Source organism: Nocardia sp. NPDC101769 (assembly GCF_044766925.1).
In the GTDB taxonomy this organism is placed as follows: domain Bacteria; phylum Actinomycetota; class Actinomycetes; order Mycobacteriales; family Mycobacteriaceae; genus Nocardia.
This window is the reverse complement of record NZ_JBIWMX010000021.1, coordinates 39,862-64,365: the sequence shown is the minus strand read 5'-3', so window position 1 is coordinate 64,365 and position 24,504 is coordinate 39,862. Positions and strand designations below refer to the sequence as shown.

Here is a 24,504-nt window from a genome sequence, read left to right as displayed (position 1 = left end):
CGGGCGCGGCTGTTTCATGCCGGTGAGCGGCCCGGAGGCACGCCGGTGAGGATTCGTGGGTTGCCGCTCGCCGATGGACGACCTGGCGCCGGCGGAGAGGGGCCGCTGGAGACTCGACAGCGTGGCGACGTGGGGAATCGCCCGTCATCCGCCGTGCCGGTGCGCAATCGGGCGGATCGGCGCGTGTGGGGCGGCGGAGGTGGGGGACGGTGGCCCGCTTAGAGTTGTGCGCGTGTCCGTTTCTCCTGTGGCTTACTCCGAGAGTGTTCGTGCGGCCGATGACGAGGCCGGGTTTCCGTTCTCCGCGGTGGTGGGGCAGGAGCGGTTGCAGCTGGCGCTGATCCTGTGCGCGGTGCATCCGGGGATCGGCGGGGTGCTGGTGCGCGGGGAGAAGGGGACCGCGAAGTCGACCGTGGTGCGGGCGCTGGCGCAGTTGCTGCCGCCGGTGGTGGACGAGTCCGGGGCGCGGCCCGCGCGGCTGGTGGAGCTGCCGGTGGGCGCCACCGAGGACCGGGTGGTCGGGTCGCTGGATCTGGAGCGGGTGCTGCGGGACGGGGAGCAGGCGTTCAAGCCGGGGCTGCTGGCCGCCGCGCATCACGGCGTGCTCTACGTCGACGAAGTGAACCTACTGCACGACCATCTGGTGGATGTGCTGCTCGACGCGGCCGCCATGGGGCGGGTGCACATCGAGCGCGACGGTGTCTCGCATACGCATCCGGCGCGATTCGTCCTGGTGGGCACCATGAATCCGGAGGAGGGCGAGCTGCGGCCGCAGCTGCTGGACCGGTTCGGGCTCACCGTGGACGTGGTCGCCTCCCGCGATGTGGATGTGCGGATGGCCGTCGTCCGCCGCCGCCTGGACTACGAGGCGGATCCCGGCGCCTTCGCCGGCCGCTATGCCGCCGCGGATCGTGAAGTGGCCGAACGCATTCTGACCGCCCGCGACCGGCTCGCCGACGTCGGTCTCGGCAATGTCGAGCTGCGCCGCATCGCCGCCCTGTGCGCGAGCTTCGATGTCGACGGCATGCGCGCCGACCTGGTGGTGGCGCGCACCGCGACGGCCCATGCGGCCTGGCGCGGAGCAACCGCGGTCAGCGAGGCCGACGTCCGCGTGGCCGCCGAACTGGCGCTGCCGCACCGCCGTCGCCGCGATCCCTTCGACGAACCCGGCATCAGCGAGGAGCAACTCGACGACGCCATGCGGAACGCGGCCGAGGAAGCGGCCCGCGCCGAGGAGGACGACAGCCTGGGAAAAGGTGAAGCGGTCCCGCCGAACAACGGTGCGGGACCGCAGGATCCGGCGGACGGGGCCGAGGACTCCGGCCTGAACCCGGACCACGCCAATTCACCTGGCGCCGACCCGGACTCGCACGATGGCGGCCCGGATTCGGACAATGGCCTCGATCTCCCGGACCGTGGCCCGGATTTCCCTGGGGGAGACCAGAATCCACCGGATGCCCCGCGCCCGGACGACGGCGATCGGCGTGACCGGAACGACTCGGCCGGCCGTCCCGGCCGCGAGGGCCGGGTCGCCGCCCCCACCGCGACCCTGCCCAAGCCCCCGCGCTGGGAGGTCCCCGGCGTCGGCGAGGGCGCGCCCGGCCGCCGCTCCCGTGCCCGCACCCGGCAGGGCCGCGTCGTGCGCACCACCGACGACACCTCCACCGGCCTGCACCTGCTGGGCACCATCTTCGCCGCGGCCCCGCGCCAGTTCGAGCGCGGCCGCCAGTCGGGCCCGCTCGCCTTCGCCCCCGGCGACCTGCGCGGCGCGTATCGCGAAGGCCGCGAAGGCAACCTGGTCGTCTTCGTCGTCGACACCTCCGGCTCCATGGCCGCCCGCGACCGCCTCGCGGCCGTCACGAACGCTGTGGTGGCGCTGCTCCGCGACGCCTATCAGCGCCGCGACAAGGTCGCTGTCATCACCATGCGCGGCCAGGACGCGGAGCTGGTCCTCCCGCCCACCTCGTCGGTCGACATCGCCGTCCGCCGCCTCGCCGACCTCCGCACCGGCGGCAAAACCCCACTCGCCCAAGGCCTCCTGAAGGCCCGCGACCTCATCCGCCGCGAACGCACCCGAGACCCCCACCGCCGCCCCCTCCTCGTCCTACTCACCGACGGCCGGGCCACCGGCGGCGCCGACCCGCTGCCGCGCGCCCGAACCGCCGCCCGCATGCTCGCCAACGACGCCGTCACCGCCATGGTCATCGACTGCGAACGCGGCATGATCCGCCTGAACCTCGCCCGCGACATAGCCACCGCTCTCCGCGCCGGATACCTCCAATTGACCGCCCTCACCGGCGATTCCGTCGCCGGCATCGTCCGCGCCACCCGCGCCGCCTGACGACAACCGGTGGTCGGCCGTCGTGCCGGACCGGGGCGCGGATCGGCGCGCCGCGTGCGTATGGCACCGTGAATCCTCGGACTGGTTGGTGTGGAAGGAGCTGGAGACGATGCCGAAGGGTGTGCCGCTGCCGGAGAGCATTCCGGATGACGGGCTGACGACGCGGCAGCGTCGGAATCTGCCCGTGCTCGCGGTGCACACCGGGCCCGGGAAGGGGAAGTCGACGGCGGCGTTCGGGATGGCGCTGCGGGCCTGGAATCAGGGGTTCGATGTCGCGGTGTTCCAGTTCGTGAAGAGCGCGAAGTGGAAGGTGGGGGAGGAGGCCGCGTTCCGGACGCTCGGGAAGTTGCACGACGAGACCGGGGTCGGCGGGGCCGTGGAATGGCACAAGATGGGCGAGGGCTGGTCGTGGACGCGGAAGCAGGGGTCCGATGAGGACCATGCGGCCGCGGCGCTGGCGGGGTGGCAGGAGATTCGCCGCCGCCTGGAGGCCGAGCAGCATCGGTTCTATGTGCTGGACGAGTTCACCTACCCGCTGAAGTGGGGCTGGGTCGACGTGGATGAAGTCGTCGAGACGCTGCGCAACCGGCCGGGCAACCAGCACGTGGTGATCACCGGCCGCGACGCACCGCAGGCGCTGATCGAGGCCGCGGACCTGGTCACCGAGATGACCAAGGTGAAGCATCCGATGGACGCGGGCCGCAAGGGCCAGCGCGGCATCGAATGGTGAACACGCCCGCGGTCGTCATCGCCGCGCCCGCGTCGGGGAGCGGGAAGACAACCGTCGCCACCGGATTGATCGGGGCACTGCGCCGGGCCGGGCACCGGGTCGCGCCGTTCAAGGTGGGCCCGGACTACATCGACCCGGGATATCACGGGCTGGCGGCCGGGCGGCCGGGGCGGAACCTGGATCCGGTACTGGTCGGGTCCGACCGCGTGGTGCCGTTGTACCGGCACGGGAGCCAGGGCTGCGATCTGGCGGTCGTCGAGGGCGTCATGGGCCTGTTCGACGGACGCATCGACGAACACCACACCGAACCCATCGCCGAGGGCTCGACCGCCCAGATCGCCGCCATGCTGGGCGCGCCGGTCATCCTGGTGGTCGACGCGCGCGGGCACAGCCAGAGCCTGGCGGCCCTGCTGCACGGATTCGCGACCTACGACAGCGGAATCCGGCTCGGCGGAGTGATTCTCAACCGGGTGGGCAGCGAGCGCCACGAGCAGGTGCTGCGCGCGGCCTGCGCCCGCGTCGGGCTGCCGGTACTGGGTGCACTACCGCGCCTGGCCGAATTAGCGGTGCCGTCACGGCATCTCGGCCTGATTCCGGCGGTGGAGCACGGCTCGGCCGCCCAGGCCGCCGTGGACGCCATGACGGATCTCGTTGCGGCACATATCGATCTCGCGGCGGTGGCCGCCTCGGCCGTGTCGAGCGCACAGGGACGGGACTGGGATCCCGCCACCGAGGTGACGGCGGCGGAATCCGGGCCGGTGGTGGCGATGGCGGGCGGACCGGCCTTCACCTTCGGATACGCCGAACATCGCGAGCTGCTGGCGGCGGCGGGCGCCCAGGTGCGAGTCTTCGACCCGCTGCGCGACGAATTGCCCTCCGGTACAGCCGGTCTGGTCCTTCCGGGCGGTTTCCCCGAAGAGCACGCCGCCGAACTCGCCGCCAACACCGGCCTGCTCGCCACCATCGCCGACCAGGCCGGCCGCGGCCTCCCGGTCCACGCCGAATGCGCGGGCCTGCTCTACCTGACCCGGACCCTGGACGGCCACCGCATGGCCGGGGTCATCGACGCCGAAGCCGAATTCGGCCCGCGCCTCACCCTCGGCTACCGGGATGCGGTGGCGCTCACCGATTCTCCGCTCTGGAGCGTGGGCGAACGCGTGCGCGGCCACGAATTCCACCGCACCCGCCTGGTCACCCCCGGATCGGGCGCCCCGGCCTGGGCCTGGCGCGCTCCCTCCGGGGAGGCCGTCCGCGAGGGTGCGGCAGTGCATCGCGTCCACGCGTCCTACCTGCACACCCACCCCGCCGGGAATCCGTCGGCCGTCGGCCGATTCGTCACCGCCGCTGCTGAGTTCACACGGAGCCATGCCCCGGCCTGAATTGGCTGTCGGGGTCGGACTCCGTCCCGGGACAACCGTCGACGCGATCCTCGCCGCCGTTCGAAACGCGGTCGGTGACAGGGTGATTCGCTGCTTGGCGACCGTCGAGCGGCGGGTTGGAGAGCCGGGGATCAGAGCGGCCGCCGACCGGTTGGGTGTCGAGCTGGTGGGATTCACGCTCACAGAGCTGGAGGCCGTTTCCGTCCCCAATCCGTCGGAGCGGGTTGCGCTTGCCGTGGGGAGCGCGAGCGTTGCGGAGGCGGCTGCTGTGCTGGCCGGTGGCGGGAATTTGGTCATCGCTAAAACCGTTTTCGCTGGGGTTGTTATCGCTGCGGCAGAATTGAATTCGTAGTCACAGATGTGAAAAGCCAAGTAATATAGGCCATTTCGGGTTCCTGGGTTGTTGCTGTAGCGGTAAAATCAATGCATGAATTCGATGGGGGGTGACACTCGACGCATGCGGCATCGTCGACCTGGCGGCCGCCGTCGAAACCCTGTCGAATTCCGTCCTCCATGGCGACCTCACCCCGTTTTCCGAGGGGGATGTCGTGGGGTTGATGCAGCGGCTGGAGACCTGCAAACGTCAACTGTCGGCGCTGGATTCACGTTTGATTGTCGAGGCCTGCAATCGTTCGCTGCCCGAAGGTCGTGGGGCGAAGGCTGTGGTGCCGTTCCTGCGGCAGACGTTGGGCCTGTCGAAGTACGACGCGTCGGTGCGGGTGAAGATCACCCGGCAGTGCGGAGAATTCTTCGAACCCACCGGACACCAGCGTGCCGCCTCCCTGGCCGCGACCGCCGCGACACCGGTCAGCGCACCCACGACGCGCTGTTCGCGTTGCTGCAGCCCGGCCTCGACCCCGCCGAGCTCGGCTCCCACCGCGGTCTGCCGGTCCAGGCCACCCTCACCGTGAACCTCGCCGACCTCGAGCGTGGGGCCGGGGTCGCGACCACCGCCACCGGCGGCCACGTGAGCATCGACGAGGTGTTGAAGATGGCCGAGGGCACCCGCCCGGTGCTGGCGGTCCTCGATGCCGACGGGTTGCCGCTGTTCCTGGGGCGCTGCCAGCGGCTGGCCACCCCGGCCCAGCGGTTGGCGTTGATCGCCCGCGACAAGGGCTGCACCCACCCGGGGTGCGACGCGCCCGCGAGTACACGTGGGGCAGTGGGTCGCCGCTGCCATCGAATCCAGTTACTCGAGGTGGGGTTCACGGGCGGCGTGATTCCCGGCTGCTCGTGTCGGGCTGGTGTGCGCAGGGCATGGGGAGGTGTGGTTGCCTCATCGCCGCCGCGACCACCACGGCTTCAGAGGTGAGGGCTGGTAGGTGTAGGTGCGTCCGTGAGCCTGGCCCCCTCCCTTCTCCAGGCGTCTTTGTCTTTCGGTCTTTTGTCTTTTGCGTTTTGTTCTTTATCTTTTGCCTTGTGGCCTATCCCACCCTCGAACCCGACGGCTGGCGCAGCTTCCTGATGTGGTGGCGTTTCTGGGGCACCGTGGGCCTCTGCGCCACAGCCTTCCTGTCCTTCCTCATCATCAGAGACCTGGACGGCATCCCAGAGTTCTGCGCCTGGCGGCACCCTTGCCCACCCCAGATCATCCTGGGCCTGGGCGCGTTCCCTCTGTACACCTGGGCAGCCGGTGGAGCCGTCTCCTGGCAACTGGGTCGCATAGCCGTACGTCATGGCTGGCGTCCCACCTGGGGACTCGCGATCGGCGCCCTGATCTTCATCGCAGGCTTGATACTCAGCCTCTACATGGTCGTCAATTACTGGTGGCCCTCCACCTGACCGCTCCCTCAGCTGTCTGAGGGAGCCCTGTCGCCGGGAAAGAGAATCGGGCTGAGGAGGTATGGCCCGCGGCCCGGCCCCGGCTTGTCCGCTGGTTCGTGGCACGTCGGGCAGTCGTTCGCGCGGATGAGACCCACACGCCGCAGCCCCCGCCGGGTGGTTGGTTATCCGGCGAGGGCTGCGGCTGTGCGCGATCAGGGTGCGACAGAACCCCAATCGGCGAATCCGGTCGGATCGTGGCGACCCATGGTGCCGTGCTCGAACAGTCCCCAGCCCTCGGCATCGCCGCAGCGCGCCTTGCCGACGTGGTCGATGACGCCGAACGGAATGCGCCCGGCGATGGCCGGGTCGGTCAGGTCGTAGAGCTTGCTCTCGGACCAGTCGCGACCCTTCCATTGGCCGTGCTGCCAATCGGGGTCGCCGCCGTAGCCGCAACCGACATTGAGGGCCATGAAGGTTCCGGCCTCGACCTCGACCTCGAGCGGCTTGCCGTCGGGTGTGGTGAGATCCAGGCGCACCCGCGTCGGGATGCGCGTGCCGGACTTGTAGGTCAGATGCACACGGGGCCAGCCCAGTTGCTCGACTCGCCCGTCCTTCCAGATCCGGGTGGCGTCATTGAGCGTGCGGAAGCCGTTGGGCTCCTCCTGCACGATGACGATGATGGAGAACTCGTCGAACAGCAGCGGCACGTACAGCCACCAGAAGCCTTCGGACGGTTCGGACGCCAACCGGCCGGGGTGATCGGATTCGCCGACCGGACGGATCCCCCAGGACCGGTCGCGGGTGCCGCACCATGCGGACGGGTCCACGGCGATATCGGTGCCGTCGACATGCAGTGTGCCCGACCAGGTTCCGACCTGCGCGAAGCGCTGCGCGTCGATGATGGGCCGGTGCACGCCGGTGAGGATGGTGTGCGGCTGTTCGGCCATGGCCGGGAAGGAACCCTCCCAGGTCAGGTCGAAGGACAGGTCCTCGTGTTCGCAGAGCACGCGGATCTTCTGCAGCGGTTCGGCGATCTCGATCCGGTAGCCGCCGACCTTGGGCTCGAGGCTGCGCTCGGCCAGGGCGTCGGAGAACCGCACGGCCCGCTGCGTGTCGCCGCGGCGCACGGTCGCGAACGCGTCGGTCACTCCCAGGTTCGGGTACACCCCGAAACCGGTGACCAGGAAGGTGTCACTGCCGGTGTCGAGTGCGTTGAAGTAGTTGCGGTCGTAGAAGTTTCGATCACTGGTCCCGACCCGCGACATGGACAGCGGGGTCTGGTGGATCGGATATTCGTCGAGCGAGTTGATCTGATTCTGCGTCATCTCTCAATCCCACGAGTAGGTGCCGTCGAGCATGGCTTCCAGCAGATGCCGGTGCATCACGTAGTCGTCGCGATCGTCGTTGTCGGCCGCCTCGCCGAAGTGGATCATCCGCCGCCGGATGCGAGCCATCACGATGCCGTGCCGCAGCGCGGCGTACATGAGGTACCAGTCCAGGTCGCGCACGGCGTGCCCGCTGGCCTCCTCGTAGAGCTTCTCCACATCGGAGCGCCGCATGTAGTCGGCCAGGCCCGGCTGGTCGAAACGCGTGGCGATGTCCTGGAAGAACCGGTGGATGAGAATCGTCCAGGCCACGTCGAGTTCCCGCGGGCCGATGGCGGCCATCTCCCAGTCCAGGACCGCGACCGGATCGAACTCGTCGAACATGACATTGCCCGGCCGGGCGTCGCCCCAGCTCAGCACGTCCGGTCCGGTATCGGTGGGGAAGTTCTCCTCGAGCCAGTCGAAGGTGCGCTCCAGCAGCGGGATGCGGAAGCCGTCGCGCGCGAGTGCCCAGTCGTACCACGCCCGCTGGGCCTCGAAGTGCCGCCGCAGCGCCGAGCCCTCGCCCGCCAGCATCGGGAACCGCTGGGCCGGATCGGGAATCGAGTGCACCTCGGCGATGATCTCGATGGTCCGGCGGGTCACCTGATAGCGCTGCTCGGGGGTGGCCTCGTGCAGCCAGCCGATGAACACGTACGGCGGATTGTCCTCGGGCACACGGCCGTTCACGCGTCGCATGACGAAGAACGGTGCGCCGAGCACATTGTCGGAACCGGTTTCCAGCCAGCACAGCGGTGGCACCGGCAGGTCGGTGGCCTCGGCGACCCCGGCCATGACCGCGAACTGCGTTGCCAGGTCGTAGTTCTCGAACACGGGGAAGGAGTTCTGATCGGGCGCGAGCCGCGCCACGAAGGACCCGCCGGCCGCCTGCCCCTGCTCGGTCCACGCGGCGTCGAAGAGCAGCGTGGTGCTGGACATGCCGCCGGCCTGCGGCCGGGTGATCGAGGTGACCTGCGGCGGCTCGTCGGCCTCGACCTTGGTCGCGAGCCACTGCGCGAGTTCGGTCGCGAGCTCGTCGAGGTTCTGGTCGGAGACGGTGAGTTCCATCCGCTGGTTGGGATCGGCGTGGGCCGAAGTCATGGGGTCCTCCCTGCGCGGGTGTGACGGAGTGTGCCTGCGGGATCGCCGGGTGCGGGTGAGTGGCCTGTGTGGTAAGCCCGGGCGGCACGTTGGGTGAAATGTAACGCGTTCTAAATGTGTCCGTAAGGGGATCGGGGAGACCTGTTTCATCAGTACCGGTGACCGGGATGGGCCTTGGTCGCTCAGAGGTGGTCGTGCTGGCACGTAGTCCTCGAGAAGTAGTTCCTATCAGGCATATTCCGGGTCGGCTCAGGGTGATTCCGGAAGCGTGCGGGCGGCGCCGCGGCCTAGCGTCGGAGTTTCCGAATGGAAGCGAGGGGATGTGGAATGAGCATGCAGACAATCGATGCCGCGACCGATCGGGAGGGGAGGGACACCGCACCCACACGGTCCTGGAATCCGATCGGACGCATTCTTTTCCGCTTCGGATTCCTGTACTTCGGGCTCTTCTGCGTCTTCTACCCGCAAATGTTGATCGACTTCGTGGGACCGCTGCAACACTGGCTCCCGCACGACTGGCCCCGCCTCTGGATGAGCGTGTCCCTGCCCGTGGTGAAGTGGGTGGGCCACACCGTCTTCGGGACCGATGTGGCGCTGCACAACTCGGGCAGCGGTGACCAGGCGGTCTTCTGGATCCTTGTGTTCTGCATGCTCGTGATCGCGGCGGTCGGGACCGTGCTCTGGACGATGCTGGATCGCGCCCGGACCGAGTACCACCGCCTGTCCGCGTGGTTCCTGCTCTTCATCCGGTTGTGCCTGGCCGGTCAGATGCTCGGATACGGGTTCGCCAAGGCGATTCCGACGCAGATGCCCGAGCCTGCGCTCAGCACGCTGCTGACCCCGTACGGCGACTTCGCGCCCATGGGTGTGCTGTGGAGTCAGGTCGGCGTGTCACCGGTGTACGAAAGCCTGCTCGGTACCGCCGAGGTGCTGGGCGGTCTGCTCCTACTGCTGCCGCGCACCCAGTTGGCGGGTGTGCTGCTGAGCCTGGTGAGCATGGCGCAGGTGTGGGTGCTGAACATGACCTTCGATGTGCCGGTGAAGCTGCTGTCGTTCCATCTGATGCTGCTCTGCCTGGTCCTGCTGGTGCCCGAGGCGCCGCGGCTCACCGCGCTGCTGACCGGCCGGGCCGCCGGCCCCGCCGCCACACCACAGCCGTTCCGCACTCGCCGGACGGTGAGCTGGGCGGCCGCCGCGCAGGTGCTGCTGATCGTGTGGTTGTCGGCGGGCTACGCCTGGATCGGGGCGAACAACTGGCACGAATACGGCGGTGGCAGCGCGAAATCCGAGCTGTACGGTATCTGGGCGGTCACCGACTTCACCCGCGACGGCCAGCCGGTGCCGCCGCTGCTGACCGATGAGAGCCGCTGGCGGCGACTGGTTTTCGACCAGCCTGAGATGGCCGTCGTGCAACGCATGGACGATGAGTTGATGCCTCTGGGCGCGCAGATCGACACCGGCGCACACCGATTGGTGCTCCGCGGCGAGCAGGCGACCACTGACCTGGCGGATCTCGGCTACCAGCAACCGACGCCGAGCCGGCTGGTGCTCAGCGGTCAGCTGGACGGCCACCCGGTCACCATCACGCTCGATCAGGTCGACCTCGGCCAGCTGCCGCTCCGGAAGGGCCGTGGCCTGCACCTGATTCAGGAAGACGCGAACTTCGGCAAGGTCATGGGGTAGTGATGTCGCTGATCTGGTTGGTCCACAGCGGATTCGGGGCGAGGAATTCGCCGGATCCGGCCGTGAACGCCCGCTGGGCGTCCGCGCGGCCCAGCAGGCGGGCGGCCAGCCAGGCCGTCGGATAGCCGAGGTAGCCGGAGACGCCGGAGGTGCACGGCCAGGAGGCGTCGGCGCAACCCGGTTGGCCCTGAACATCATTGTGATTCGGGCCGACGAGAGTGCCCCACGCCTTCGTGATACCGGCGGGCACCGAATCGTAGAAGGCCCGCAGTGATTGCAGGCCGACGGCCGCCGGCGGGAAGGTCTGCTCGGACGGCGAGATGACGGTGTCGGCCGAACCGTTCACGAAGAACACCGAACCGCCGGCCAGTCCGTGGGTATCGAAGCACGAGCCCAGGAAGCACGACAGCTGGATGGGCAGCTCGATCGGCACCGCGGTCTTGATCCGGCCGCCCGAATGCATCATGGCGTTGAGGACGCCGGTCGCTCCCTGTGAATGCCCCACCGCGCCGATCGCATCCGGGTCGAGCCGGTCGTGGAAGACGCTGCCCGGGTCCGTGGCCAGGGACAGCAGCCTGTCGACCGCCCCCGCGATGTCGATCCCCGACCCGGTGGCCGAGTTCTCGGTGGCGATCACCACGAACCCCCAGGACGCGAAATGCCGCAGCAGATACGCGTATTGGCTCGGATGCGCGTTGGTCCCGTTGCCCCAGGTGATGATCGGATGCCGGAACTCGTTGGCCCCCAGCTCGGTCGGATACCAGATATCGTAGGCCGCACCGGTCGAATCGCAGCAGGCGAAGGCGTGCTGCTCGGTCACGGCCCAGGGCCCCGGCTGCGCATAGACGGCCTCCACCAGTGGGTCCGCGTGACCGATTCCGAGGGGAATGCCGAGCATCACCAGTGCGGCGACCAGGCAACAGCGAACAAGCACGGTGGCACGTGTCATAGCTATTCAGCATAGAAATGACCGGCGTGTTCACGGCGCACGATGGCCGCGACCGTTGTGAACTCTGTATCGATTGCCACCCGGATGCCGGGCGATTGTCGTGCGCTGCCGCTCACGCCGTACCCTGAATCCTTGTGCAGAACCCCGTAGCCACCCCCGATGACCAGCCGGTTCCCGAGTCCCGGGTCGACACCGGTGATCCGAACTACCTGGTCGGCCTCGATCTGAACGGTCGCCGCGTGGTCGTGGTCGGTGGTGGCACGGTGGCGCAGCGGCGGCTCGGGCTGCTCATCGCCTCCGGTGCGGATGTGCACGTGATCAGCCGCGAGGCCACGCCCGCGGTCGAGGGCATGGCCACTTCGGGACAGCTGACCCTGGAGTTGCGTGCCTACGCCGACGGCGATCTCGACGGCGCCTGGTACGCCATGGCCTGCACCGACGAGCCCGAGACCAATGCGGCCGTGGTCGCGGAGGCCACCCGCCGCCGCGTGTTCTGTGTCCGCGCCGATACCGCGCGGCTGGGCACCGCGGTCACCCCGGCCACCGCGCGCTACGACGGCATGACGCTGGGCGTGCTGGCCGGCGGTCAGCACCGCCGCTCGGCCGCGGTGCGCAACGCGCTGTTGGAAGCCCTGCAATCCGGTGTGGTGACCGATGATTCGGCCCCCGTGACCCCGGGCGTGGCGCTGGTCGGCGGCGGCCCCGGCGATCCGGATCTCATCACGGTGCGCGGCCGCCGCCTGCTGGCCCGCGCGAATCTCGTTGTCGCCGACCGGCTTGCGCCGCCGGAGCTGCTGGCCGAGCTCGGGCCGGAGGTGGAGGTCATCGACGCGGCCAAGATTCCCTACGGCCGGGCCATGGCACAGGAGGCCATCAATGCCGCGCTCATCGAGGGCGCGAAGGCGGGCAAGTTCGTGGTGCGGCTCAAGGGCGGCGACAACTATGTCTTCGGGCGTGGCTACGAGGAACTCGAAGCCTGCGTCGACGCCGGTATCCCGGTGACCGTGGTTCCTGGTGTCACCAGCGCGATTTCGGTGCCGGCCCTGGCCGGTATCCCGGTCACCCACCGCGGTGTCACGCACGAGTTCGTGGTCGTCAGTGGCCATGTCGCCCCCGACCACCCGGATTCGCTGGTCGACTGGCCCGCGCTGGCCCGGCTGCGCGGCACCATCGTGCTGCTGATGGCGGTGGAGCGGATCGAGAAGTTCGCCGATGCGCTGATCTCGGGTGGCCGCGCCGCCAACACCCCGGTCACGGTCATCCAGGAGGGCAGCCTGCGCACCCAGCGCATCCTGCGCGCCGATCTGGCCACCGTCGCCGAGCGGGTGCGAGCCGAGGGCATTCGCCCACCCGCGATCATCGTCATCGGCCCGACCGCGGGCTTCACGGCGGGGGCGCCGGACCAGGACAACTCCTGACGTCGCGTAATGAGTTCGGTTCGCTGGATAGCGCATCCATTACAGTGGGCGGGTGCTCGATAACCCCGCTGCGACGATGCAGTATCCGGTGACCAAGCGAGCGTTCGGGCTCGCGATTCTCGTCCTCAGCGGGCTTCAGCTGATGGTCGTGCTGGACGGCACCGTCATGATCCTGGCGCTCCCGCGACTTCAAGAACAGCTCGGCCTGTCCAGCGCGGGCAGTGCGTGGACGGTCACGGCCTATGGTCTTCCGTTCGCGGGCCTCATGCTCCTGGGTGGGCGTCTCGGCGACTCGTTCGGCCGCAAGCGCATGCTGATCCTCGGCGTCGCGCTGTTCACCCTCGCCTCGGCGCTGTGCGGCACCGCGCAGAACGAGGCGTGGCTGATCGCGGCCCGCGCCCTGCAGGGCACCGGCGCGGCCATTGCCGCGCCGACCGCCTTCGCGCTGGTGGCGAGCACCTATGCGCCCGGCCCGGCGCGCAATCAGGCGGTCGCCATCTTCGGATCCATGGTCGGTGTCGGCTCGGTCGGCGGTCTGGTCATCGGCGGCGCGCTGACCCAGGTCGACTGGCGCTGGATCTTCTGGATCAATGTGCCGATCGGCATCCTCATCGTCTGGGGCGCGATCTACCAGCTGCGCGACACCGCGCGCCACCGCATGTCCATGGATGTGCGCGGCGCCATCCTGGGCACGCTGGCCTGTGTGTCGATCGTGTTCGGCGCGACCGAGGGGCCCGAGATGGGTTGGGGCAGCCCGGTCATCCTGGGCGCGGTTATCGGCGGCCTGATCCTGCTGGTGGTCTTCGTCTTCGCCGAGCGCGATGTCGCGAACCCGCTGCTGCCGTGGTCGCTGTTCAAGAGCCGCGACCGCGTGATCACCTTCGGCGCCATCTTCCTGACCTCCGGCGTGCTCGGCGCGACCACCTTCTTCGTGGCGCAGTTCCTGCAGAACGTGTTGCGCTACAACCCCTTGCACGCGGGTCTGGCCAGCATCCCGTTCACCCTCGGCGCGGGCGTCGGCACCGCGGTCGCCTCCAAGGCGTGCATGTATGTCCGGGCGCGCTGGCTGCTGCTGGCGGCGGCGGTCGTGCTGGCGGGTGCGCTGTATTTCGGTTCGACGCTGGACAGTTCGGCCGACTACTTCCCGACGCTGCTGGTCATGATGTCGGTCGTCGGCTTCTGTGTCGGCACCGCCATCGTGATCCTGCCGCTGTGCGTGCTGGTCGGCGTGGACATGGCCCACATCGGCCCGCTGTCCGCGGTGGGGCAGATGTTCATGAACATGGGTACGCCGTTCGCGGTCGGCGTTCTGAGCCCGGTAGCCCTGTCGCGCACGCTGTCGCTGGACAAGGGCGCCACGGGCAAGGTGAGCGAGATGTCGCAGCATCAGATCGACGCGCTCGGCAGCGGGTACACCCTCGTCCTGCTGGTGTGCGCCATCGGCACCGCCGTCATGGGCCTGCTGGCGTTGACGTTGCGGTACACGCCGACGCAGCTGGCCCAGGCGCAGCACACGCAGGACGAGGCTCAGAAGAGCTAGAGCACAGCTCAGGAGACCTGAGGCACCTGGGTCACGGCGATCGCCGGTTCCGAGAGGCTGCCCAGATAGATCGTGCCGTCCCGCTCCGCGACCCCGGTGACCATGGCGTAGTCGGTGCCCTCGCGCTGCAGGTCGTGGACGAGATTCCCGTCGAAGTCGAAGGCCTGCACCCACACCGTGCGGGCCGGTTTCGGTTGCAGCGCTTCGGGAATCGCCCACACCAGTCGGCGTAGCACGCCGGGCAGCGGAAGCAGCATGTCCAGCAGCGGATTTCGCGGCGACACCAGCGCCACCCAGGCCAGCCCGTCACTGCCGAGGCCCATATTGTCGGGGAAGGCGGGCAGGTTCTCGGCGAAGTAGTCGTGGGTGCCCGCCTTCGGCCCGGTCAGCCAGTAGCGGGTGATGCTGTAGCCGCCGGTCTCGGCGACCAGCAGGCACGAGCGGTCCGGGGCGAGCACGATGCCGTTCGCGAATTTCAGTCCGTCGACCAGGGTTTCGACGCTGCCGTCGGGATTGCGGCGCAGCAGCCGACCGGTCTCGGAGTGCTCGAGCATGTCGCCCATGTATTCGCCGAGCGGCCAGCGTCGGGTGGATTCGGAGAAGTAGACGGTGTCGCCGTCGGCGACCACATTGCTGGTGAAATTCAAGGGAACGCCGTCGACTTCGGACACCAGCACCTCGACCTGCCCGCCCGGCTTGTCCAGGCGCAGCAGTCCGCGGTCGGCATCGCAGATCAGTAGCGAGCCATCGGGATTTGCGTGCAGGCCCAGCGGCCGCCCGCCGGTGTGCCCGATCCGCTCGACCGTGCCGTCGGCCGGGTCGACCGCCACCAGGGTGCCGTCCGCGAGGCCCGCGACGACTCTGCCGTCGGGGATGATCACCACATCCTCCGGCCCGTCTCCGGGCACCTCGAGCCGCCGCACGGGCGGCATGGGTGGCGCGCTGTGGTTTTCGTGGGCGCGGGCCGTCGCCTTGGGCGGCGTCCAGCGCTTGGGCTGCATGGACATGGCTCACTGTAACCCGGCACTTGGTAGTCAACAGTTGTTGGCCTACACTTGTGGGCATGACTGTGGAGACGGGTCCGCGGCGGTCGGATGCGACCCGCGCGGCAATTCTGGAGGCAGCGCGCCGCCGCTTCGCCGAGGACGGCTACCGGAAGGCGACCATCCGGGCGATCGCGGCCGACGCCGGGATCGACCCGTCGATGGTGATGCGCTACTACGGCAACAAGGACGGATTGTTCGACGCCGCACTGGATGTCGACCTGGAGCTGCCGGATCTCGGTGCGGCCGTGCCGGATTCGCTGGGCGCCCTGCTGGCCGAGCGCTTCCTGGAGCTGTGGGAGCAGCCGCCGACCAGCGAGATCCTGCTCACCCTCCTCCGTTCGTCGCTGACCGACGAGGCCGTGGTGGAACGCACCCAGCGCATCTTCGCCCAGCAGCTCATGCCGGCCGTGCTGCGTTTCGGCGATCCGGCCGACGCGCCGCATCGCGCGGGCCTGATCGCCACCCAGATCCTGGGACTCGCCCTGTGCCGCTATGTCTTACGGCTGCCGCCGGTGGTGGCGCTGAGCTCGGAGCAGGTCGTCGCCGACATCGGACCCACCATTCAGCGCTACCTCACGCTCGGGAACGCTTGACCGTATGTGCCAGTGGTGAAAACCACGCTGCCGGAGGGGTTTTCTCCGGGCCGAAGATTCGGCACACTGCCCCGATGGGGATGAGTCTGGACGCGGATCTGCTGGACCGCTGGACGAAATTGGCCGGGCCGCAGGCGTGCGCGGTGGGGGAGGACCTGGTCCGCCGCTACCGTGAGCCGCACCGCCGCTATCACACCGTCGAGCACCTGGCCGCCATGCTGGCGGTCATCGACGATCTGGCCGCCGACGCCGAAGATCTGGACGCGGTGCGCTATGCCGCCTTCTTCCACGACGCGGTCTACGCCGTCGACGGCACCGACAACGAGGAGGCCAGCGCCCGCCTGGCCGAAATCGCCCTGCCCGCACTGGGAGTCGGCGCGGGCACGGTGGCGGAGGCCGCACGGCTGGTCCGGCTGACCGGCGGCCACCACCCCGACCCGTCGGACCGCAATGGCGCGGTGCTCTGCGATGCCGATCTGGCGATCCTCGCGGCCGACGCGGCCGCCTACGCCGCGTACACCGCAGCCGTCCGCGCCGAGTACGCCCACGTCCCCGACCCGCTCTTCCGCTCGGGCCGGGCGGCCGTGCTGGCGGCGCTCGCCGGGCAGCCCGCCCTCTTCCGCACGCCTACCGCCCGAGCCCGCTACGAGTCCGCGGCCCGCGCCAACCTCGCGGCCGAACTCGCCACGCTCACCGTGGAGCAGGCGCGCGAACCCGGGGCCGAGTGAGGGTCGCGACCCGATCAGCGGGTGCCGTACTTGTAGGTCTGCTTGCGCAGCTTGAGGTACACCATGATCTCGGCGTGCCGGACCCCGGCCAGTCCGCGAATGCGGTTGGACACCAGGTCGAGCAGGGCTTCGTCGTCCGGGCACACGGCCTCGCAGAGAATGTCGTAGCGGCCGGCGCACACCACGACATAGTTGATTTCCTCGATGGCCGCCAAGGTGTCGGCCACCTGCTGCACCGGCCCATCGACCGTGATGGCGATCATGGCCTGCCGGAACAACCCCACCTGCAGGGGATCGGTGACCGCCACGATCTGGATCACCCCGGCATCGGCCAGCTTCTGCACGCGCTGGCGGACGGCGGCCTCCGAGAGACCGACGGCCTTGCCGATGGTCGCATACGCGCGTCGCCCGTCCTCCTGGAGCTGGGAGATGATCCGCTTGGAGATGTCGTCGAGGATCGGAGCTCCCCGGCCGGAGTTCTGGTCGATCACGAGATCATCCTTCCTCATCGCGGCCGGTCGGGCGAACACCCGACCGGCGGCCGCGAGCGCGCGGGTATGTTGGGATCGGTCGCCGGGTCCGGCGGTTCTCGGTCCGACAAGGATGATCTCCCGTGAAGTACGTTCCGCGCGCGGTTCTGTTCCTCGCCATTCCCGCACTCCTGTTCGTCCTCCCCTGGTGGCTGCTGGTTTATACGACGATGTCCGGGACGTGGTTCTGGTTCGGGTCGGCGGTGTTCCTGCTCGGCTATCTGGCGCTGCCCGCGGGCATGCTGCTCGGGCACGGCCCGCGGCAGTCCGATGCGGCGTCGCTGGTGGGCGACACCATGCTGGGTGTCATGTGGGTGGCGTTCACCTGGTCGGTGATCGGCGCCGCGGTCCGGGGTGCGCTCGCTGTCGCGGGGGTGGATGATCCGGTGCGCTCGCGTGTGGTGGCCGTCGGGGTGCTGGCGGTGTCGGTCGTGCTGTCCGCCTGGGCGATCTACGAGGCGCGCCGGGTACCGCGCGTGCGTACGGTCGAGGTCGAGATCCCCGGTCTCGGTGCGGGTTTGGACGGCTTCCGGCTGGTGGTCGTCACCGACACCCATTACGCCGCGACCGATCGGTTGCGCTGGTCGGAGCGGGTGGTCGAGGAGGTCAACGCGCTGCGTCCCGATATCGCCTGCCACGCGGGCGATCTCGCCGACGGCTCGGTGGACAAGCGCAGGGCGCAGGTCGACCCGCTGGGCAAGGTCGAGGCCGAGTACGGCCGTTTCTACATCACCGGCAATCACGAATACTTCGGCGACGCACCGGGCTGGATCGACCACATGTCCGGCCTGGGCTGGCAGCCGCTGCGCAACCAGCACGAGGTCATCACCCGCGACGGCGACAGCCTCGTGCTGGCGGGCATCGACGACCCCACCGGTCGCAGCCTGCCCGGCCACGGGCCCGATATCACCGCGGCCCTCGCCGGCGCCGATCCGGCACTGCCGGTGGTCCTGCTGGCCCATCAGCCCAAACAGGTCACCGACGCGGTGTCGGCCGGTGTGGCCCTGCAGATTTCGGGCCACACCCACGGCGGGCAGATCTGGCCCTTCCGGTACCTGGTCCGCCTGGATCAGCCCGTGGTGGCCGGGCTCAGCCGCCATGGCGAGCGCACCCAGCTCTACACCAGCCGGGGCACCGGCTTCTGGGGGCCGCAGCTGCGGCTGTTCGCGCCGAGCGAGATCACCGCGCTGATCCTGCGCCGGCCCAGCTGATTCCGGCCGGTCAGCTGTCGAAGCCCAGGCCGGTGTAGTCGAGGGTTTTCAGCCACAGATTGCGCCGGCCCTGGTGCGCGTCGGCGCGGGCCAGGGACCAGCGGGTGAGGTGAATTCCCGCGGAGCGCAACGGTTCCGGCGGCAGCGGCAGGGGCCGGGAGCGGACCATGCGCAGGCGGGTGCGCTCGGTGTCACGGCCCCACAGCTGGTCGAGCATGACTTCCGCACCGAAGCGGGTCGCGCCCACACCGAGCCCGGTGTAGCCGGCGGCATAGACCAGCCGGCCCTTGTAGGCGGAGCCGAAGAAGGCGCAGAACCGGCCGCAGGTGTCGATGACCCCGCCCCAGCGGTGGGTGAAGCGCAGGCCGTCGAGCTGCGGGAAGGTCTGGAAGAAGTGCCGGGCGAGGGTTTCGAAGGTGGCCTCGTTGTATTCCAGGGCGGGGGCGATGCGATTGCCGAAGTGGTAGATGGCGTCGTAGCCGCCGAAGAGGATGCGGTTGTCGCTGGTCAGGCGGTAGTAGTGGAAGCGGTAGGAGGCGTCGCCCAAGCCCATGCGGGTGCCCCAGCCGATGCTGTCGAGCTGTTCGGCGGTGAGCGGCTCGGTCATGAGCGCGTAGTCGTAGACCGGCACCACATGGCGTGACACCTTGGGCACCGGGCCCGCGAAAGCGCTGGTGCACAGGGCGACCCGGGGCGCACGGACCTCACCGTGCGGGGTGTGCAGGGTCAGCGTGCCGCCGTGGGATTTCGAAAGACGTTGCACCGGAGTGCCTTCGAAGATGCGCACACCGGAATCCAGGCAGGCGCGCCGTAGTCCCCAGGCCAGCCGGGCCGGATCGAGCATGGCGACGCTGTCGCGGTCCCACCAGCCGCCGAGGTAGGTGGGGGAGTGCACCATGCCCTGCACCTGGCCGGCGTCGAGCAGTTCGGTGCGGTAGCCGAGGGACTCGGCGGCATCATGGCTCTCCTGCAGCCATTCGACCTCGTGGGGCGCGGTGGCGACCTCCATTTCGCCGGTGCGCTCGAAATCGCAGTCGATGCCGTACCGGAGGATGGCCTTCTCGATGTCGTCCAGGTTGGAGCGGCCGAGGCGTTCGAGCTCGCCGATCTCGTCGGGGAAGCGTTCCATGCCATTGGCCAGGCCGTGGGTCAGGCTGGCGGAGCAGAATCCGCCGTTGCGACCCGAGGCCGCGTGTCCGCAGAGACCGGACTCCAGCAGCACCACATCGGTGCCGGGATCGCGTTCCTTGGCCAGCAGCGCGGTCCAGAGTCCGCTGTAGCCGCCGCCGATGACGGCCAGATCCGCGGTGGTGGTGGTGATGAGTGGGTCGGTGGGGGTCGGCCGCTCGGGCCGGTCGGTCCAGAACGGCGTCGGCGCTGCATCGATGAGTGCCGACGCCCACAGTTTGCTTCCTTTGGCCGACATGGCCGATCAACTCCTTCTCTCTCGTGCCGATACGGCGAACGTTCGCGCCTGCGAGCTCGGGGTACGCGGAAGCCGCCGATGGTCACCCGTGGGGGGACCAGTCGGCGGCTTTCGAGAGAGTCAGCTGGTGGCGGCGCGATCCTCGGAGCGGCGGGGCATACGCACGGTGGACCGCAATACCTGCGTCGGCGACGTCGGCCGGTCCATTTCCGCCTCCTCCTGTGTCATGAGGATAGCCCAGAAATTCGCGGGCGGGCCCTATCGGAGCCCGCCCGCCCGATATCGCCGCCGTCTACCCGGCTCGGAAGATGACGTCGTGCCAGGGCTTGTGCGCCGCGCCGGTGATATCCGACATGACGTGCTTGATATTCGTGTACTCCTCGAACGCGTAGGCGGACATGTCCTTTCCGAATCCGGAGGACTTGTACCCGCCGTGCGGCATTTCGCTGATGATCGGAATATGGTCGTTGATCCACACGCAGCCGGCCTGAATTTCCCGGCTCGCCCGCTGGGTGCGGAACACATCGCGGGACCAGGCCGAGGCGGCCAGCCCGTAGACGGTGTCATTGGCCAGGGCGATGGCCTCGTCGTCGGTGTCGAAGGGCAGTACGACCAGCACCGGGCCGAAGATCTCGTGCTGCACGATCTCGGAGTCCTGGGCCGCACCGGTGATCAGGGTCGGCTCGAAGTAGGAACCGGCCGCGGGAGTGTGTTCCGGAATCCGGCCGCCGCGCACGATTTTCGCGCCGGATTCGCGGGCGCGTTCCACCATACCCAGCACTTTGTCGCGGTGCGCGCGCGAAATGAGCGGTCCCATATCGGTTTCCGGGTTCTCGACCGGACCGAGCACCACCCGGTCCATGAGATCGGCGACGCGGCCGACGAATTCCTCGAACAGCGGTCGTTGCACATAGGCGCGGGTGGCGGCCGTGCAATCCTGGCCGGTATTGATGAGTGCGCCCGCGACCGCGCCCCGCGCCGCGGCTTCGGGGTCGGCGTCGTCGAAGACGACGAAGGGGGCCTTGCCGCCGAGTTCGAGATGGACCCGCTTGACCGCACCGGCGGCGGTGGCCGCCACCCGTTTGCCGACCCCGGTGGAGCCGGTGAACGACACCATGGCCACGGCCGGATGCTCCACCAGCGGTTGTCCCGCCTCGGCGCCGGTGCCGGTGAGCACATTGATGACGCCCGGCGGCACGCCCGCGTCGGTGGCGGCCTCCGCGAACAGCAGTGAGGACAGCGGGGTCAGCTCGGAAGGCTTGAGCACCACTGTGTTTCCGGCGGCGACGGCGGGCAGGATCTTCCACGCCGCCATTTGCAGCGGATAGTTCCAGGGCGCGACGGATCCGATGACGCCGAGCGGTTCCCGCCGGATCGACGAGGTGTGGTCGCCGGAGTATTCGGCCGACGCCTTGCCTTCCAGGCGCCGGGCGGCTCCGGCGAAGAAGGCCGTGTTGTCGATGGTGCCGGGCACGTCGAATTCCGCGGCGAGGCGAATCGGCTTGCCCGCGTTGACACTTTCGATCGTCGCGAGCTCCCCGGCACGAGTGCGCAGGATTCGCGCCCATTCGTGCATGAGATCCGACCGCGCGCCCGGGGTGAGCCCGGCCCAGCCGGGGAAGGCCGCCCGGGCCGCGGTGACCGCCGAATCGACGTCGCCCGCGTTCGCGCCGGCGCCCGAGGCGATGTCCGCGCCCGTGGCCGGCGCGATGATCGACAGCGGCGCGCCCGACCCCGATCGTCGTGCGCCGCTGATGAATTGCAGTTGTTCCTGGTTCACCGCGCTCCTCACATTCTCGAAAGTCACCGTCTCCGCGTCACACGGCATGGGCGTCGGCCACCGTGAGCGCCTGGTCGAGGATGGCGAGTCCCTCCTTGGCCTCGGCCTCGCTGATGGTGCAGGGCGGAACCACGTGCAGGCGGTTGAAGTTCACGAACAGCAGCAGTCCGGCGGCCCGGGCGGCGGCGACGGTCTCGTTCATGGCCGGGCTGGTGCCGCCGTAGGGCGCCAGGGGTTCGCGGGTGGCGCGGTCGCGGACCAGTTCCACCGCCCAGAACACGCCGAGTCCGCGAACCTCGCCGACGCTCGGGTGCCGCTCGGCCAGTTCCCGAAGGCCCGGGCCGATGACGCGCTCGCCCATGTCGGCGGCGTTCTCGACGATGCCCTCCTCGCGCATGGCGGTGATGGTCGCGACGGCCGCGGCCGTGGCCAGCGGATGCCCGGAGTAGGTGAGCCCGCCCGGATAGGCGCGGTCGTCGAAGGTGGCCGCGATGTGCGGTGCGATGGCGACGCCACCCAGCGGCACATAGCCGGAGTTGACGCCCTTGGCGAAGGTGAGCAGGTCCGGCGCCACGTCGAAATGGTCGATGGCGAACCATTCTCCGGTGCGGCCGAAGCCCGCCATCACCTCGTCGGCGATGAACACGATGCCGTACTTGTCGCACAGTTCGCGCACGCCGGCCAGGTATCCCGGGGGCGGCACCATGATTCCGGCCGTGCCCGGCACCGATTCCAGAATGACGGCCGCGATGGTGCTCGGCCCCTCGAACGCGATGGTCTGCTCGAGGTGCTGCAACGCCCGTTCGGTCTCCTCGGCCTCGGTCGTGGCGTGGAACTGCGAGCGGTACAGGAACGGTCCGAAGAAGTGCACGACTCCCGCATTACCGTGGTCGTTCGGCCAGCGGCGCGGGTCACCGGTCAGATTGACCGCGGTCTCCGTGCCGCCGTGATACGAGCGATAGCGCGCGAGCACCTTGTACCGCCCGGTGTGCAGCCGCGCCATACGCACCGCGTGCTCGACCGCGTCCGCGCCGCCATTGGTGAAGAAGATCCGGTTCAGCTCACCGGGAGTGAGTTCGGCGATGAGCCGCGCTGCCTCCGAGCGGGCGTCGTTCACGTACGGCGGGCCGATGGTGCACAGGGTGGCCGCCTGTTCCTGGATGGCGGCCACCACTTTCGGATGCTGGTGTCCGATATTGGTGTTCACCATCTGCGAGGAGAAGTCGAGCAGCCGGTTGCCCTCGCCATCCCACACGTAGCAGCCCTGAGCGGCGGTGATCACCATGGGATCCAGCGACTTCTGCGCGGACCAGGAGTGGAAGACGTGCTTACGGTCCAATTCGTAGGCGCGGGCCGCCTTTTCGCGGGCCGCCTCCGGGGTCAGCCCATTGGGCAGGGTCATCGCGGACTCCGTTCAGTGGTTCTGGGGGAAGCCGAGGTTCAGACCGCCGTGGCTGGGGTCGAGCCAGCGGGTGGTGACGGCCTTGGTGCGGGTGAAGAAGTGCACGCCGTCGGTGCCGTGCGCATGCGAATCGCCGAACAGGGAGTTCTTCCAGCCTCCGAAACTGTAGTAGGCCATGGGGACCGGGATGGGGACATTGATGCCGACCATGCCGACCTCGACCTCGTTGTGGAAGCGCCGGGCCGCGCCGCCGTCATTGGTGAACAGGGCGGTGCCGTTGCCGTAGGGGTTGGCGTTGATCAGGGCCAGCGCCTCGTCGTAGCTGTCCACGCGGACCACCGACAGCACCGGGCCGAAGATCTCGTCGGTGTAGACGCTCATATCGGTGGTGACGTGGTCGAGAATGGTGGGACCCAGCCAGAATCCGTCGGGCGCGCCGTCGGCGGCCACCGCGCGGCCATCGAGAACCACGGTGGCGCCCGAGGATTCGCCCGCCGCGATGTAGGCGGCCACCTTGTCGCGGTGCGCCTCGGTCACCAGCGGGCCCATATCGGTGCCGCGGGTGCCGTCACCGGTGCGAATGGTCTTGGCGCGCGTGGTGATCCGCGCCACCAGGTCGTCGGCGATATCGCCGACCGCCACCAGCGCGCTGATGGCCATGCAGCGTTCACCGGCCGAGCCGAAGCCCGCGTTCACGGCGGCATCGGCGGCCAGGTCCAGATCCGCGTCGGGCAGCACCACCATGTGGTTCTTGGCGCCGCCGAGAGCCTGCACGCGCTTGCCGGCGGCGGTGCCGTGCTCGTAGACGTACTTGGCGATCGGGGTCGAGCCGACGAACGACACCGCCTTGATGGCGGGGTTCGCCAGCAGTTCGTCCACCGCCACCTTGTCGCCCTGGACCACATTGAACACCCCGTCGGGCAGCCCGGCCTCGCGCCACAGCTCGGCCAGCCACAGCGAGGGCGAGGGATCCTTCTCGCTCGGCTTGAGCACCACGGTGTTGCCGGCCGCGATGGCGACGGGGAAGAACCACATGGGCACCATGGCCGGGAAGTTGAACGGCGAGATGATGGCCACCGGGCCCAGGGCTTGCCGCACGGAGAAGATGTCGACCTTGGTGGAGGCGTTCTCGGTGTAGCCGCCCTTGAGCAGATGCGGTATGCCGCAGGCGAATTCGACGACCTCGAGGCCGCGGGTGACCTCGCCCAGCGCGTCGGCGAGCACCTTGCCGTGCTCGCCGGTGATGAGGGCGGCCAGCTCCTCCTTGCGCTCGTTGAGCAGTTCGCGGAAGCGGAACAGCACCTGGGTGCGCTTGGCCAGGGAGGCGTCGCGCCAGGCGGGGAACGCGGCCACGGCGGATTCGATCACGGTGCGGACGTCGGCCGCGGAGGCCAGGGCGACCCGTCCGGTCACCACGCCGGTCGCGGGATTGGTGACCGGTGCGGTCGCCGTGCTGGAACCGGTGAAGGACTTGCCGTCGAGCCAGTGTGCGATGGTCTGCATATCTCCTCGATTCCGT

The 24,504-nt window shown here is 69.1% G+C and carries 21 protein-coding genes; 12 read left to right on the top strand and 9 right to left on the bottom strand.

Going from position 1 to position 24,504, the window contains the following annotated elements; all coding sequences use genetic code 11:
• Positions 1-232: 232 nt before the first annotated feature.
• The 6 genes from ACIRRA_RS28660 (at position 233) to ACIRRA_RS28635 (ending at position 6,232) form a co-directional block, all read left to right on the top strand.
• Entirely contained in the window at positions 233-2,341 is a 2,109-nt protein-coding gene (locus ACIRRA_RS28660) for a magnesium chelatase subunit D family protein (protein ID WP_402774307.1), read from the top strand.
• Positions 2,342-2,450: 109 nt separating this feature from the next.
• A complete protein-coding gene (gene cobO / locus ACIRRA_RS28655; RefSeq protein ID WP_356997889.1) occupies positions 2,451-3,071 on the top strand; it encodes a cob(I)yrinic acid a,c-diamide adenosyltransferase in 621 nt (206 codons plus the stop codon).
• A complete protein-coding gene (locus tag ACIRRA_RS28650; protein WP_402774304.1) occupies positions 3,065-4,450 on the top strand; it encodes a cobyrinate a,c-diamide synthase in 1,386 nt (461 codons plus the stop codon). The genes cobO and ACIRRA_RS28650 overlap by 7 nt, the downstream gene beginning before the upstream one ends.
• Positions 4,437-4,802: a cobalamin biosynthesis protein gene (locus ACIRRA_RS28645; protein WP_402774301.1), complete on the top strand. Its 366-nt coding sequence runs from the start codon at positions 4,437-4,439 to the stop codon at positions 4,800-4,802. Before ACIRRA_RS28650 ends, ACIRRA_RS28645 begins: the two co-directional genes overlap by 14 nt.
• Before the next feature lie 75 nt (positions 4,803-4,877).
• Positions 4,878-5,762 carry a DUF222 domain-containing protein gene (locus tag ACIRRA_RS28640; RefSeq protein WP_402774298.1) on the top strand — a complete coding sequence of 295 codons (885 nt, stop codon included), beginning with the start codon at positions 4,878-4,880 and terminating at the stop codon, positions 5,760-5,762.
• A 107-nt stretch (positions 5,763-5,869) separates the two neighbouring features.
• Positions 5,870-6,232 carry a hypothetical protein gene (locus tag ACIRRA_RS28635; protein ID WP_402774295.1) on the top strand — a complete coding sequence of 121 codons (363 nt, stop codon included), beginning with the start codon at positions 5,870-5,872 and terminating at the stop codon, positions 6,230-6,232.
• 194 nt (positions 6,233-6,426) lie between these two features.
• On the opposite strand, the gene ACIRRA_RS28630 is transcribed toward ACIRRA_RS28635, so the two are convergent.
• Complete coding sequence (locus tag ACIRRA_RS28630; RefSeq protein WP_402774293.1) at positions 6,427-7,539, bottom strand: hypothetical protein; 1,113 nt, start codon at positions 7,537-7,539, stop codon at positions 6,427-6,429.
• Positions 7,540-7,542: 3 nt separating this feature from the next.
• Positions 7,543-8,679, bottom strand: a complete 1,137-nt coding sequence (locus tag ACIRRA_RS28625) for a phosphotransferase family protein (protein ID WP_402774290.1) — start codon at positions 8,677-8,679, stop codon at positions 7,543-7,545.
• 327 nt (positions 8,680-9,006) lie between these two features.
• Between ACIRRA_RS28625 and ACIRRA_RS28620 the strand changes: the two genes are divergently transcribed.
• A complete protein-coding gene (locus ACIRRA_RS28620) occupies positions 9,007-10,362 on the top strand; it encodes a DoxX family protein (protein WP_402774287.1) in 1,356 nt (451 codons plus the stop codon).
• Here the strand turns inward: ACIRRA_RS28620 and ACIRRA_RS28615 are convergent.
• Positions 10,352-11,311, bottom strand: coding sequence for a hypothetical protein (locus tag ACIRRA_RS28615; RefSeq protein ID WP_402774284.1), 960 nt, complete (start codon positions 11,309-11,311; stop codon positions 10,352-10,354). The two genes, ACIRRA_RS28620 and ACIRRA_RS28615, sit on opposite strands and share 11 nt — an antisense overlap.
• Before the next feature lie 209 nt (positions 11,312-11,520).
• Between ACIRRA_RS28615 and cobA the strand changes: the two genes are divergently transcribed.
• Complete coding sequence (cobA, locus tag ACIRRA_RS28610) at positions 11,521-12,729, top strand: uroporphyrinogen-III C-methyltransferase (protein ID WP_402774526.1); 1,209 nt, start codon at positions 11,521-11,523, stop codon at positions 12,727-12,729.
• 52 nt (positions 12,730-12,781) lie between these two features.
• A complete protein-coding gene (locus ACIRRA_RS28605; RefSeq protein ID WP_402774281.1) occupies positions 12,782-14,269 on the top strand; it encodes an MFS transporter in 1,488 nt (495 codons plus the stop codon).
• Positions 14,270-14,277: 8 nt separating this feature from the next.
• Here the strand turns inward: ACIRRA_RS28605 and ACIRRA_RS28600 are convergent, their stop codons facing one another.
• Positions 14,278-15,276 carry an SMP-30/gluconolactonase/LRE family protein gene (locus tag ACIRRA_RS28600; RefSeq protein WP_402774278.1) on the bottom strand — a complete coding sequence of 333 codons (999 nt, stop codon included), beginning with the start codon at positions 15,274-15,276 and terminating at the stop codon, positions 14,278-14,280.
• 56 nt (positions 15,277-15,332) lie between these two features.
• Between ACIRRA_RS28600 and ACIRRA_RS28595 the strand changes: the two genes are divergently transcribed.
• Both ACIRRA_RS28595 and ACIRRA_RS28590 read left to right on the top strand, forming a co-directional pair.
• Positions 15,333-15,908 (top strand): TetR family transcriptional regulator, encoded by a 576-nt coding sequence (locus tag ACIRRA_RS28595; RefSeq protein WP_402774276.1) that lies wholly within the window; start codon positions 15,333-15,335, stop codon positions 15,906-15,908.
• A gap of 74 nt (positions 15,909-15,982) precedes the next feature.
• A complete protein-coding gene (locus ACIRRA_RS28590) occupies positions 15,983-16,636 on the top strand; it encodes a metal-dependent phosphohydrolase (protein ID WP_402774273.1) in 654 nt (217 codons plus the stop codon).
• Between the two features lie 14 nt (positions 16,637-16,650).
• Here the strand turns inward: ACIRRA_RS28590 and ACIRRA_RS28585 are convergent, their stop codons facing one another.
• Positions 16,651-17,145, bottom strand: coding sequence for an Lrp/AsnC family transcriptional regulator (locus tag ACIRRA_RS28585; protein ID WP_402774270.1), 495 nt, complete (start codon positions 17,143-17,145; stop codon positions 16,651-16,653).
• 104 nt (positions 17,146-17,249) lie between these two features.
• Between ACIRRA_RS28585 and ACIRRA_RS28580 the strand changes: the two genes are divergently transcribed.
• Positions 17,250-18,377 carry a metallophosphoesterase gene (locus ACIRRA_RS28580; protein ID WP_402774268.1) on the top strand — a complete coding sequence of 376 codons (1,128 nt, stop codon included), beginning with the start codon at positions 17,250-17,252 and terminating at the stop codon, positions 18,375-18,377.
• A gap of 10 nt (positions 18,378-18,387) precedes the next feature.
• Here ACIRRA_RS28580 and ACIRRA_RS28575 read toward each other — a convergent pair whose 3' ends face one another.
• From ACIRRA_RS28575 to ACIRRA_RS28560, 4 genes are all read right to left on the bottom strand, one after another.
• Positions 18,388-19,803 carry an NAD(P)/FAD-dependent oxidoreductase gene (locus ACIRRA_RS28575; protein ID WP_402774265.1) on the bottom strand — a complete coding sequence of 472 codons (1,416 nt, stop codon included), beginning with the start codon at positions 19,801-19,803 and terminating at the stop codon, positions 18,388-18,390.
• 292 nt (positions 19,804-20,095) lie between these two features.
• The gene (locus tag ACIRRA_RS28570; protein WP_402774262.1) at positions 20,096-21,583 is read right to left on the bottom strand and encodes a gamma-aminobutyraldehyde dehydrogenase; all 1,488 of its coding nucleotides are present in this window, start codon (positions 21,581-21,583) and stop codon (positions 20,096-20,098) included.
• 37 nt (positions 21,584-21,620) lie between these two features.
• Positions 21,621-22,985, bottom strand: coding sequence for an aspartate aminotransferase family protein (locus ACIRRA_RS28565; RefSeq protein ID WP_402774259.1), 1,365 nt, complete (start codon positions 22,983-22,985; stop codon positions 21,621-21,623).
• Positions 22,986-22,997: 12 nt separating this feature from the next.
• Entirely contained in the window at positions 22,998-24,488 is a 1,491-nt protein-coding gene (locus ACIRRA_RS28560; protein ID WP_402774256.1) for a CoA-acylating methylmalonate-semialdehyde dehydrogenase, read from the bottom strand.
• Between the last annotated feature and the right edge of the window lie 16 nt (positions 24,489-24,504).

Excerpts from the sequence above, each read along its gene's own strand:
- cobO (WP_356997889.1), top strand. The coding sequence starts at position 2,451 with ATGCCGAAGGGTGTGCCGCTGCCGGAGAGCATTCCGGATGACGGGCTG.
- ACIRRA_RS28650 (WP_402774304.1), top strand. The coding sequence starts at position 3,065 with ATGGTGAACACGCCCGCGGTCGTCATCGCCGCGCCCGCGTCGGGGAGC.
- ACIRRA_RS28645 (WP_402774301.1), top strand. The coding sequence starts at position 4,437 with ATGCCCCGGCCTGAATTGGCTGTCGGGGTCGGACTCCGTCCCGGGACA.
- ACIRRA_RS28640 (WP_402774298.1), top strand. The coding sequence starts at position 4,878 with ATGAATTCGATGGGGGGTGACACTCGACGCATGCGGCATCGTCGACCT.
- ACIRRA_RS28630 (WP_402774293.1), bottom strand. The coding sequence starts at position 7,539 with ATGACGCAGAATCAGATCAACTCGCTCGACGAATATCCGATCCACCAG.
- ACIRRA_RS28625 (WP_402774290.1), bottom strand. The coding sequence starts at position 8,679 with ATGACTTCGGCCCACGCCGATCCCAACCAGCGGATGGAACTCACCGTC.
- ACIRRA_RS28620 (WP_402774287.1), top strand. The coding sequence starts at position 9,007 with ATGAGCATGCAGACAATCGATGCCGCGACCGATCGGGAGGGGAGGGAC.
- ACIRRA_RS28615 (WP_402774284.1), bottom strand. The coding sequence starts at position 11,311 with ATGACACGTGCCACCGTGCTTGTTCGCTGTTGCCTGGTCGCCGCACTG.
- ACIRRA_RS28600 (WP_402774278.1), bottom strand. The coding sequence starts at position 15,276 with ATGTCCATGCAGCCCAAGCGCTGGACGCCGCCCAAGGCGACGGCCCGC.
- ACIRRA_RS28595 (WP_402774276.1), top strand. The coding sequence starts at position 15,333 with ATGACTGTGGAGACGGGTCCGCGGCGGTCGGATGCGACCCGCGCGGCA.
- ACIRRA_RS28590 (WP_402774273.1), top strand. The coding sequence starts at position 15,983 with ATGGGGATGAGTCTGGACGCGGATCTGCTGGACCGCTGGACGAAATTG.
- ACIRRA_RS28585 (WP_402774270.1), bottom strand. The coding sequence starts at position 17,145 with ATGAGGAAGGATGATCTCGTGATCGACCAGAACTCCGGCCGGGGAGCT.
- ACIRRA_RS28575 (WP_402774265.1), bottom strand. The coding sequence starts at position 19,803 with ATGTCGGCCAAAGGAAGCAAACTGTGGGCGTCGGCACTCATCGATGCA.
- ACIRRA_RS28565 (WP_402774259.1), bottom strand. The coding sequence starts at position 22,985 with ATGACCCTGCCCAATGGGCTGACCCCGGAGGCGGCCCGCGAAAAGGCG.
- ACIRRA_RS28560 (WP_402774256.1), bottom strand. The coding sequence starts at position 24,488 with ATGCAGACCATCGCACACTGGCTCGACGGCAAGTCCTTCACCGGTTCC.